At 73.4% G+C, this 531-nt stretch carries 1 protein-coding gene; it reads left to right on the forward strand.

From position 1 onward, the window contains the following. On the forward strand, positions 1-531 hold a 531-nt coding region (locus IF54_RS0138905; protein WP_030327478.1), incomplete at both ends, for a phytoene/squalene synthase family protein.

Here is a 531-nt window from a genome sequence, read left to right on the forward strand (position 1 = left end):
ACCGTGAGCTCGACGCGGCCGGCGTCACCGACCCGGAACTCCGGCACGCGTACAGCCACTGCCGACGGCTCAACGCCCGGCACGGCAAGACGTACTTCCTCGCCACCCGGCTGCTGCCGGTGGCCCGGCGGCCCGCCGTGCACGCCCTGTACGGCTTCGCGCGCTGGGCCGACGACATCGTCGACAGCCTCGACACCGCGACCGGCGCCGAGGAACGGTCACTCCAGCTGACCCGTCTTCAGCACGAGCTGGAGGCGGGACTGCGCGCGGGCGACAGCACCGAGCCGGTGGTCCGCGCGCTGGCCGACACCGCGCGGCGCTACGACATCGACCACCGCCACTTCACCGACTTCATGGCGGCGATGCGCGCCGACCTCGACGTCACCGACTACGCGACCTACGCGGACCTGCGCACCTACACCTACGGCTCGGCGGAGGTGATCGGCCTCCAGATGCTGCCGGTGCTCGGCACGGTCGTGCCGCGCGAGGAGGCGGCGCCGCACGCGGCGGCCCTCGGGGTGGCGTTCCAGC

The sequence above is a fragment of the Streptomyces sp. NRRL B-3229 genome (assembly GCF_000719505.1).
Lineage (GTDB): Bacteria > Actinomycetota > Actinomycetes > Streptomycetales > Streptomycetaceae > Streptomyces > Streptomyces griseorubiginosus.